The organism is Flavobacterium hibisci (assembly GCF_020026925.1).
Taxonomy (GTDB): domain Bacteria; phylum Bacteroidota; class Bacteroidia; order Flavobacteriales; family Flavobacteriaceae; genus Flavobacterium; species Flavobacterium hibisci.
In genome coordinates this window covers 1-10,012 of record NZ_JAIQDW010000038.1, presented here as the reverse complement: position 1 = coordinate 10,012, position 10,012 = coordinate 1, and the positions used below count along the sequence as shown (strand labels likewise).

Sequence of the window (10,012 nt, the reverse complement as noted above, 5' to 3'; positions counted from 1 at the left end):
TAAAAATCAGTCAAAAAAAGGAAAATCATCTTTAAAGCCGAATTCCGAAAACCGAATTAATTTTTTATAGCTATCTTAATTTTTTATAAACGAAAAGAAGCTGTCCTTTTGAGACAGCCTCGTTTTTGTTTTATATCATTTAAAAATCTCAAAATCAACATTAATCTTTATCTCCTCTAATAAATTTCCCCTCCTTTGTAAACTCAAGGTCTATTTTGTTTGTTAAATCTACATCAACGTTTTTGTGTCCGTAATCAATGTGGGTAATTTTTTCATTTGGATAATGTTTTGCCACATAATCCTTTATGTTTTTCGGAATAAATTCAGTTGGAATGGATTTCTCTCCACCATCTACTTCTCTATAAGCGCCGTCTTTCCAAAACTCTACTTCGGTGCCGTCTTTCAGTTTTACTTCGTATCCTTTTTCACCATGTTCTGCATCTTTTTTGACTGTTTCTACTACAGTAGTACTGAAATACTTTTTTAAAAACTCCTGTGCTGGCTTTGGCAATTCAGTAAGTTCAATTTTCTTCTGTGCGTGAGTCGATAGTACAAAACCAAGTAACAATGCGACTGTAATTATTTTCGTTTTCATAATTGCTTAAATTAAAATTTACATACTCTCTAATTTACAATAAGTAAAAACACATTCAAACCAATTTAAGAAACCTTTAGTGATTTTATAAAGCGTACAGATTTAAAACCGAAGAAAGATTAATTCTTTTTCCATGAACATTAGATCCATTTCCTATTGGAAATTTCACCTATCTAAACGGATCATTTTCCGGAAAAGAAATGTTTAAAACATTAGAATCAACTTCAAATCTTAAATTGTGCTAATGGGATAATTTTAGTATCATTGCAATTCTATATTAATTATATAGGATAAATAAATATGATATTAAAAAGCTTCTACAAACCATTCTTTCTTCTGTTTATTGTAATCACATTTAGCAGTCAGGCACAAGAAAAAGACACTTTGACCCAGCAGTTTTTAATGAATATCGAAATAAGGTCAAGAGCAGAATACACTTCAAATTATACCCTCCCTCCCAATACCACAGCCGGTCCTTATTTTTATCTCACACAGCGAAACAGGATTTCGATGCAATATGAAAGGAAAAAATGGCTCTTTAAATCTGATATACAGGAAATCCATCTTTGGGATAAAGAGAACTCGGCATCAAAAGTTGGGAGTATCAATTTTTACCAGTTATTTTTAGAAACAAAATTCAAATCGGTAAATATTCGTTTAGGCAGACAAAGCATCTTATTAGACAATGGAAGATTGTTTTCTGATGCTCCCTGGGCTCAGCAAGGAAGGGCATACGAAGGTATTCGGGTAATGAAAAACACAGCGTATTTGTCTAATGACTTTTTCTTTTTGTTTACACGGAATTACAGCACTGAATTTGAATCAGCTTATTCTCCTGTAGCTGCAAACCGGTATAAATACATGCTGGTTAATAGTTTCAGTTATAATTCGAAAAGAGCATTTTCTTTTAATTCCGTAAGTGCTGTGGATTTTTTAGAAAGTGCCAATTCACAACACCTCTATACCCGGGCCACGACAGGCGGACGAATTGATTTTAAAACCAACCAATGGAATTATACTTTAAACAGTTACCTGCAATTCGGACACAATCCAAAAGGACAAAAACTATTTGCATACTATTTTCAGCCGGAAATTAAACTGTCGCTGCAGAAAATAAATTGGCGTTTGGGTGCAGAAATGATTAGCGGAAGCAGTCCAAATTCAGCAAGTGGCAACTCTGGAGATTTTGATGTATTGTATGGCGTGACCTGGAAATTTAACGGAAACATGAATGTTTTTACCCGATTTCCAGCAGATGTTGGCGGTAAAGGTTTATTAAATCCTTATCTATTTACCAGCATTGCTTTACATCCAAAATTATCCATTCGTACAGATTTTCATCTTTTTTATTCGCAATATAATTTAAAGAATGAATTGAATCAGAATGTAAAAAAATTTCTTGGATTCGAGAACGACATTTCGTTAAAATATATTCCCGTCAGGTTTCTTGAAATCAATGGTGCATTTTCTCTTTATAAGTCAACTGACTCAATGAAATACCTTCCGAAAATACAAAAGGAAAATAAGACGGCTTTTTGGAGCTATTTAATGCTTTCTTATTCTTTTAATGCTGCGGACTGGAAAATGTACAAAAAATAGAATTAAACAAACATTTCAAACACCTCTGGCATACATTCAAAATGGCCTTTTGAACAAAACAAAGTCAGCCGTTTAAACAAAGTTTCAAGAAAAAATGCTGCCTACTTTTATCCCAACAAAATTTTAAAAAAATGGGACAAAAAAATTATAACGGAGCCTTGCAGCAACCAATAGGTTCAGGTTTCAACGCACAATCAACTTCTGCTGAAGTAATCAGAGACATTGATCTTTCAGGCAAGATTGCTATTGTAACAGGTGGAAACACAGGTATTGGATTAGAGACAGTCAAAACACTTGCAAATGCAGGCGCTACTGTCATTGTACTCGCCAGGGATATTGAAAAAGCAGTAAAAAATCTAAAAGGAATTGCGAATGTAGAAATCGAAGAAATGGATTTAGTCAATCCAAATTCTATTGACAAATTTACCTCAAAATTTTTAGCTTCAGGCAGACCACTGCATTTACTCATCAACAACGCAGGAATTATGTGGGTTCCGTTGAGAAGGGATTCCCGCAGAATTGAATCACAATTAGCTATAAATTATTTGGCGCAATTTCAACTCACTGCAAATCTATTCCCGGCATTAAAGAGAGCCAATGGAGCAAGGGTCGTAAACGTTTCATCGCAAGGACATCAGTTTGCTCCTTTTGATTTTGATGATCCTAATTTTGAACACCGGGAATATGAAACCCTGCAAAGCTACGGGCAATCGAAAACAGCTGTAAATTTGTTTTCGGTTGAATTAGACAATCGCGCAAAAAAGTTTGGTGTAAGAGCATACTCATTACACCCTGGTTCTATTAAGGATACTGAACTGGCAAGGGAAGCACCTTTAGAATTATTTGTAAAAATGGGATTTTGCGATGAAAAAGGAAATATTTTGCCAGAAGTTGCTGCTTCTCTGAAAACAATTCCACAAGGTGCTTCTACGACGATTTGGTGCGCTACTAGTCCTCAATTAAATAATATTGGAGGTGTATTTTGTGAAGATACAGATATTGCCGGATTATCTTCAGGACAGGAAGTTTCAGGAGGGGTTAAAAGATATTCGCTGGACGAAACAAACGCAAAAAAATTGTGGCAATTAAGCGAAAAACTCACAGGTATCAAATTCCATATAAATGGATAATTGTAAATTTGTAGCCACACAAGCAAATGGAATTTAAACTAAAATATATTACAGACGACATTAAACTTTCTTCTTACGAAGATAAGTTGTTTAAAACTGAGGTAGTGTTTGACCACCATATGCTTGTGTGGTTCATTTCTGGCGAAACAAAAATCATTCAGGCAGATAAAAACTACTTATTCAAATCAGGTGACATTTTTCTGATCCCAAGAAATCAATTAGCGGCAATCATCAATTACCCAAAAGACGGTCAGCCCCATAAGTCAGTTGTCATGCATCTTTCTACCGACAGATTACGCGAATTTTATGCCAGCCTGAATGTGACAACAAAAATTTCGGCTACTCAAAAAATCCGAAGTTTTGACAAGCATCCTCTGCTAGAAAGCTGCCTTGCCTCGTTGATCCCTTATTTTGATGTACAGGGAAAATTCCCTGAAAATATTGCCTCTTTAAAAATCACGGAAGCAATTTCAATCCTTCGTACCATAGATAAAGACATAGACAACATTTTAGCCAATTTTGAAGAACCGTATAAAATTGATTTGGCAGGTTTTATGGAAAAAAATTTTATGTTCAATATGCCATTAGAAAAGTTTAGTTACTTGTCAGGACGGAGTCTGACTACTTTTAAAAGGGATTTTTCTAAAATATATAACACAACACCACAACGCTGGCTCACACAAAAACGTTTGGAACTTGCCCATTATCAATTAACGCAAAAAAACAAAAAACCTGTTGAGGTCTATCTGGAAACAGGTTTTGAAAACTTATCGCATTTTTCATTTGCTTTCAAAAAACAATTCGGAATTTCCCCTACACAATTAACTATAACAAAATAATGCTCTAAGTAATACGTGCTTAAAATCATAATCAAATCAAAAAAAGCTGTCTGAAGAGACAGCTTTTTTTGATTATCGGATCAGTTTTACATAGGCGCTATAGGCGTCGTCTTTAATCGACGTCCGCAGGTAAACTTCGTTTTCGTCTTTTGTTTTAAATTCAAATTGAATTAAAGCAGCGTCAGAAAAATAAAACAAGGATTCATCATCGCTGGCAAATTCAAAATTTGAGATAGGCCTGGTGGTTAATTTAACTTCTGATGCTATTTCGCCATTCGTCAAGTCTATTTGAAAAAGTTTTCCTTTTCGGGTATATCCCCAAATGTTATCACTTTCTTCAATCATGTAAGCAATAGTATCGGCTTTAAAATCCGTTTTCCATAACTGGGTTCCTGTTTTAGCATCCACAGCATATATAGAAGAAACTTCCTCCCCTTGTGCCGCAAAATAGACTTTTTTGTCTTTACCCACTATATGTTGCCTTACATTATTTTGATTTTCATCGAATTTAAATTCCCACAAAATATCTAATTTATCTGGCGTTAAAGCATAAACGGCATTTTTTTCATTGGCTATAAATATAGTTTCACCATCGGTGGCAGGTTTTCCTAAAATGGCTCCTTCAAAGTTTTTTTGACTAAGAAGTTTTCCTGTATTGGCATCAAAACTATACAAATTTGATGCGCTTTGGGTAAAAACTTTGTTGTCAAAAAACAAAACCGGCATATCGTTATTGGTAGCTTCTAGCTTGTTGCTCCATGCTAAACTGCCGTCTTTTAGATTCAGGGCATAAATATTATTATTTGGACTCTGGGTCGTTATAAACAGTTTGCCATTATTGATGACCGGAATTTGATTTTTTAGTATAATTTGGTCTTTACTATCCCCTAATCTTGACTTCCAAAAAATTTCTCCGGTTTGATTATCAATCGCAAAAATTTCTCCGTTGATAAACGGAACATACAAAACCCCGTCAAGAAGTGTCACTCCGTTTGCGCACATTTCTGTAAAAGCATCTGTAGCTTTTACGGTCCAGGCAATTGTTTCAGATTCTAAATCGAATGTAAAAAGCGTGCCGTCGTAATCATAAATCAGGATTAAAGCTTCGTCTAACGGAACCTTTTTTACCGGTCTTATGGATTTATTACTGAAAGCATCTACAGCAGCTGAAATAGTATGAGCAGGATTAATAGTTTCAGTAGGCCTTGAAGTAGCAGGCACTTGTCCAAATACATTTATAACAGTAAATACAAACAGAAGGATGATAAGTTTTTGTTTCATTTTTAAATTTTGATTTTCGATTTGGGGACAATTATTTAAAAGTGGAATCGGATATTTAAATTATAATATTAGCCCGATACAGATTGATTAAAAACCAACAACAAACCAATATCTATGCCAAATATAGTGAAAAACTATTATAGTTATAGCTATGTACTATAGAGTCGTTATGCAGGATTGGAACAGGATTTCTTTAAAATAATACGATGGCTCATACTGAAACAAAATTAGATTGCATTTTTTGATTAATGCTATTTCATATCAAATGGATGATCCTTTTATAAACAAAAACAAGTCCATACCTCATCAGGTACAGACTTGTTCTCATAGAGTCAAAATTATTGCATTATCGCGGACCGGTGCTCCCTCCTATTTTGGTCACCATCGAGGTCAGTGTAAAACTTGACGATACCGTAGGATTGCTAAATGTTCCTCCCAGATACAGTCCGTTAAAATCCGAAGCGTTAGTTACCGCAGAAACCGTAACCAATTTATAGGTTTTACCCGAACTGAATTTGCTGCCGGACAAGAGTAATGTTGTAAAACTCGCAGGCGATTTAAACGTCATTACCTCTGCATTATCACTGTCTAATATACTAAATATCGTTCCCGCATTTCCACTCCCCAAAATGGCAGAAGCCTGAGTAGATACGCTGGCAGTTGGCGAACTGGTTGCCCCTCCGGTGCCAATCAGCAGTCCGCCGGTAATTTTAAACGTATTATTATCGCAGTCAAAACCTTCTTCAGGGCTTTTGGCTCCTGTAGAAAAGATTCTTCCTCCGGTTACTGTCAGTGTACCGTTAGAATCAATACCATCATTTGTCGTACTGTAGGCAACAATAGTGCCGCCATTGATATAAATCGCATCACCGGCATTGATGGCATCATCTACAGCCTTGATATAAATAGTGCCGTCGTTGATGGTCAGTTTACTTTTGCTCTCTATTCCTTCACCGCCTTGGCCTGTTGTAGTGATTGTAATAGTACCGCCATTGATCACCACATAAGGATCGATCGTATCATCAGTATCGTATGAAGCCACTATTCCGTCATCGGCAACAGTAGCGGTTATGGTTCCGCCATTGATGATAATATGCCCCTCCTCTGCTTCGATCCCGTCACTGGACGCTATAATGCTCAGAGTACCACCGTCGATATAAACCGCATCATTGGTATGGATCCCATCAGAAGCCGCTTTGGTAATGTTAATCGTACCGCTTTGTACACGCACATAATCATCAGCGGCAATACCATGTTTATTATTCCCAACAACGTTTAGAGTACCAGAACCTGAAAAAATAAGCTGTCCCTCACTAAAAAAGGTTGCTTTTTGATCTTCGGTCGAGGTTGCATAAGTTACTCCACCCTCTAAGGTATTTGTTCCGCTCAGTACAATAAATGCCCGCTTGCCTGACTGAATATTGATCGCCGGTCCATCATTGTTTTTGATCGACACACCATTCAGCGTAAGCTTGTATTTTTTATCACTATAGATTTTAAGCATTCCGTCTGTGGTAGTGCCGGTTATTTCATAAGCGACTCCGGCAACAGTTGAGTTCACTGTAACATCAGCACCGGAAGTAGTAACGGTTACTCCTGTTACCGCATTTTCTACCGTTGCACTTGTACCGCTAAATGTTATTTTTACCGTTGAAGCAAATGTGGAATTAGCCAATATGTCTTCTTCGTTTGCTCCTGTTTCCGATGAGCCTTCTGCTGTTCCCTTGGCAACAGTTGCACTAATGGTAACAGGATCAGTAGTTGTAACACTCGTTTCGTCTTCATTGCTATCGTTGTCTTTAGAACAGGACAGGGCAAGAACGCCTAAACAGAGATAGAAATATTTTTTTGTTTTCATAGTGTAGGTATAATTAAATTAGTAATGGCAAAATGCGACTCTAAAAAAAAGGTTCAGCGAATAAAATGAATAGCGGTTTTATCCTAATAAACGGATATCCTCATAATATTCCGGAAAAGTATAACTGCAATACTATATATATTCAACAACTCCAACAATAAATTGAGGTGAATGGGCAATATTTTGGGGTGAAAAAATTATTAACTTAAATCCAGTTTCATTTGGCAAACGGCTGCGATAAGTACCTGTTTACATTTTTTGAATCGAATAAAGCTTTGTAGCCTTTAGATTTGCACATGTAAAAATCCTTAATTTAGTCCCGGACTATAAAAAGCAAAACTCAAAAACAAAAGTACAAAATGGAAATACGTCTATTAGTTCTAAGAACAAGCGACACTAAAAAACTATCCGATTTTTACAGCCTGTTCGGATTGACTTTTGAGTACCACCAACACGGAAATTCGCCATTTCATTATAGTGCGACTATCGGAAAGACCGTTTTAGAAATTTATCCTTTAACCTATGCCCTATAATTATTAAAAACGTCAGTTCGAGTGTTTTTTGTGCAGAGAAACGGAACAAAAAATATATCGAGAACCGTTTTTAATAATAATTTTCTGTTCTCGATAATTTCCTCTCGACATCATTTGAACGTATTAAAAATTATAATCAAAACCAGTTATAACCAAGGAGTTATCCTTTAACAAAAAGCCAGACCCAGGCAGACAAAAACCTAAGGCTAGGATTCGGAATTGACAACTTCGAGGTCACAATTCAAAAATTAACAGCATTAGAAGTCGTGTTCGTCTTACCTCCCACACAAACAGAGTATGGATTTAGGACTGTAATTGAAGATTTTGAGGGTAGGAAAATTGAGTTGTATAAGAATTGAAAAATGTAATTAATATAAATAACTCGTTTGGGTAAATTAAAAATTAGTATCGGGCTGAGCGGAGTCGAAGCCCTCTCAAGTTAATATTTTGCTATCCTCAGGATGGCAACATTTCTTAAATCACACCCCTGTAAACAATTAGAATTCAAAACATTAAATCATATTCTTTTTATTTAGCTAAAAATCCCAAAATTACTTTGCTGTAAAATCGGGATTCTTTTAAAGAATTAAATATGATTATAAAAACCAAATAAAGTCAGTGCGAAATATTTCAGGATTAAATTCAAAGTTCCGGAAGTACTCCGATAGAACCGGCATAAATCATGATCGAAATGCTGAATTATTTTACATACGTTGTATTTTGAATTATTCTACATCATAAACCTCAACTTTTGAATTTGGTATCTCAACCTCAGAAGTTGGCGATTTTAAATAAACTTTACCGGAATAGACGGGTTTGTGAATATTGCTTTTTACAATCTCTTTGTTGAACTTAATGTATAATTCTACATTTTCATTTTGAGCAAAGAATGTTTTAAAAACTTTTATTAGCTCTAGATTTTTAGGACGTTCCTCAAGTGGTGATAAATTTTCTCTTACGTCTTTTTCTTTAAGAATGCAGAGATCAATGCGAACTTCCAGTTTTCGTTCAAAATTATCTTTTAGAAACAACACCATATTTCCAGGAATAGCTTTTGATATTTGAGATTTTAAAATGTAGTTCAAATCATTACTCGTATTATCGACAGCTTCATGATTAACAAACCAAATCTCATAATCATATATTTTGTATTGATGTGTTTTATTGAAATTGACTGAATACTTATACTTTTCTAATAAATCTTTAAAATAAATATTATCTATTTTGTTTTGTGCAATTTCATCTTGTACAAAAGGAAGCATATCGTTTTGATAACTTTTTATTACAACTTCTCTTTTAGCTTCTCCTCTGTAAAATTTTTTCCACTCTATAGTTGTTTCATGTGCCTGATAAGTTCCTATTTCAACCTGTGCAAAACCACTCATCCATAAAGTTATCAAACCTTTTGGCGCTATTCCAACTGTAAGTTCTGAAAATTTCAAATCAAATCCTGATCCGTCAGGATGTATTCCTTTCCCATAGTTTTTCTTGAATAATTCGTACATTTTTTCCTGCGGAAGGTCAAATTCGCCAGTAAAAAACTTATTTTCTGCATAAGACAGCCAGGTTAATACCATGCGTTCTGGCACTTTTCTCAATTCATCACCTACAACCCAAACGCCATTACCATTGCCCCAGCCTGCCTTTAAGACTTCTCCGCTTGGTATCCATTGTGTACTGTTATCAGAGGCAATAAAGCCTCCACTTACAATTTCCATTGGATATTCTTCACTAGCTCCTGCAGCTGCCAACCATTCAAATTTTTCTGTTTTTATAAGCATTTCTTTTTTCTCTTCCTTGTTAAATATTAATATCCCGCTTTCCTTGCATCGATTATACCCCACTTTTAATAACAATGTTAATAGTATTATTGTTATTACAATATAAATCTTGTTTAAACTATTTATTTTCATATTTTTAGATTAATGTGATCCCATTCCTTTTGCAAATTGATAAGCCCACCCGATAAATAAGAGTACAATTATATTTGCTATAATTAGAAGCGTAAATAAAATCTTTGTCCATATTTTTTTTAATCCATATACATAAGCATATAAGATTCTGTGTTGATTTCCAACTAAAATCTTATTTTTTATTAATTTTGTTGCTCAAGACAGTCATAGAACTAGTCTCTATAGCGTGTTTAAACCATTTGTGTTTGCACGCTATTTTTTTCG

General features: G+C 35.0%; 8 protein-coding genes. 4 read left to right on the top strand and 4 right to left on the bottom strand.

Annotation, left to right across the window (positions count from 1 at the left end):
• Nucleotides 1-160: 160 nt before the first annotated feature.
• Nucleotides 161-595 carry a PepSY-like domain-containing protein gene (locus tag K8B81_RS20645; RefSeq protein WP_223683425.1) on the bottom strand — a complete coding sequence of 145 codons (435 nt, stop codon included), beginning with the start codon at nt 593-595 and terminating at the stop codon, nt 161-163.
• Nucleotides 596-895: 300 nt separating this feature from the next.
• On the opposite strand from K8B81_RS20645, the gene K8B81_RS20640 reads away from it, so the two are divergent.
• The 3 genes from K8B81_RS20640 to K8B81_RS20630 all read left to right on the top strand — a co-directional run bounded on the left by K8B81_RS20640 (nt 896) and on the right by K8B81_RS20630 (nt 4,163).
• Nucleotides 896-2,194: an alginate export family protein gene (locus K8B81_RS20640; protein ID WP_223683424.1), complete on the top strand. Its 1,299-nt coding sequence runs from the start codon at nt 896-898 to the stop codon at nt 2,192-2,194.
• A 131-nt stretch (nt 2,195-2,325) separates the two neighbouring features.
• Nucleotides 2,326-3,324, top strand: a complete 999-nt coding sequence (locus K8B81_RS20635; protein ID WP_223683423.1) for an SDR family NAD(P)-dependent oxidoreductase — start codon at nt 2,326-2,328, stop codon at nt 3,322-3,324.
• 26 nt (nt 3,325-3,350) lie between these two features.
• Complete coding sequence (locus K8B81_RS20630) at nt 3,351-4,163, top strand: helix-turn-helix domain-containing protein (protein WP_223683422.1); 813 nt, start codon at nt 3,351-3,353, stop codon at nt 4,161-4,163.
• Between the two features lie 72 nt (nt 4,164-4,235).
• On the opposite strand, the gene K8B81_RS20625 is transcribed toward K8B81_RS20630, so the two are convergent.
• Nucleotides 4,236-5,444: an outer membrane protein assembly factor BamB family protein gene (locus tag K8B81_RS20625; RefSeq protein ID WP_223683421.1), complete on the bottom strand. Its 1,209-nt coding sequence runs from the start codon at nt 5,442-5,444 to the stop codon at nt 4,236-4,238.
• Nucleotides 5,445-5,790: 346 nt separating this feature from the next.
• Nucleotides 5,791-7,302 (bottom strand): carbohydrate-binding domain-containing protein, encoded by a 1,512-nt coding sequence (locus K8B81_RS20620; protein WP_223683420.1) that lies wholly within the window; start codon nt 7,300-7,302, stop codon nt 5,791-5,793.
• Between the two features lie 359 nt (nt 7,303-7,661).
• On the opposite strand from K8B81_RS20620, the gene K8B81_RS20615 reads away from it, so the two are divergent.
• On the top strand, nt 7,662-7,835 hold the full coding sequence (locus K8B81_RS20615) for a hypothetical protein (protein WP_223683419.1): 174 nt from the start codon (nt 7,662-7,664) through the stop codon (nt 7,833-7,835).
• A gap of 725 nt (nt 7,836-8,560) precedes the next feature.
• Here the strand turns inward: K8B81_RS20615 and K8B81_RS20610 are convergent.
• Nucleotides 8,561-9,616 carry a DUF2931 family protein gene (locus K8B81_RS20610; RefSeq protein ID WP_223683418.1) on the bottom strand — a complete coding sequence of 352 codons (1,056 nt, stop codon included), beginning with the start codon at nt 9,614-9,616 and terminating at the stop codon, nt 8,561-8,563.
• Nucleotides 9,617-10,012 lie beyond the last annotated feature (396 nt).

Bases quoted from the DNA above. Each gene is read 5' to 3' on its own strand.
- K8B81_RS20620 (WP_223683420.1), bottom strand. From the start codon at position 7,302: ATGAAAACAAAAAAATATTTCTATCTCTGTTTAGGCGTTCTTGCCCTG.
- K8B81_RS20615 (WP_223683419.1), top strand. From the start codon at position 7,662: ATGGAAATACGTCTATTAGTTCTAAGAACAAGCGACACTAAAAAACTA.
- K8B81_RS20630 (WP_223683422.1), top strand. From the start codon at position 3,351: ATGGAATTTAAACTAAAATATATTACAGACGACATTAAACTTTCTTCT.
- K8B81_RS20645 (WP_223683425.1), bottom strand. From the start codon at position 595: ATGAAAACGAAAATAATTACAGTCGCATTGTTACTTGGTTTTGTACTA.
- K8B81_RS20625 (WP_223683421.1), bottom strand. From the start codon at position 5,444: ATGAAACAAAAACTTATCATCCTTCTGTTTGTATTTACTGTTATAAAT.
- K8B81_RS20640 (WP_223683424.1), top strand. From the start codon at position 896: ATGATATTAAAAAGCTTCTACAAACCATTCTTTCTTCTGTTTATTGTA.
- K8B81_RS20635 (WP_223683423.1), top strand. From the start codon at position 2,326: ATGGGACAAAAAAATTATAACGGAGCCTTGCAGCAACCAATAGGTTCA.
- K8B81_RS20610 (WP_223683418.1), bottom strand. From the start codon at position 9,616: ATGCTTATAAAAACAGAAAAATTTGAATGGTTGGCAGCTGCAGGAGCT.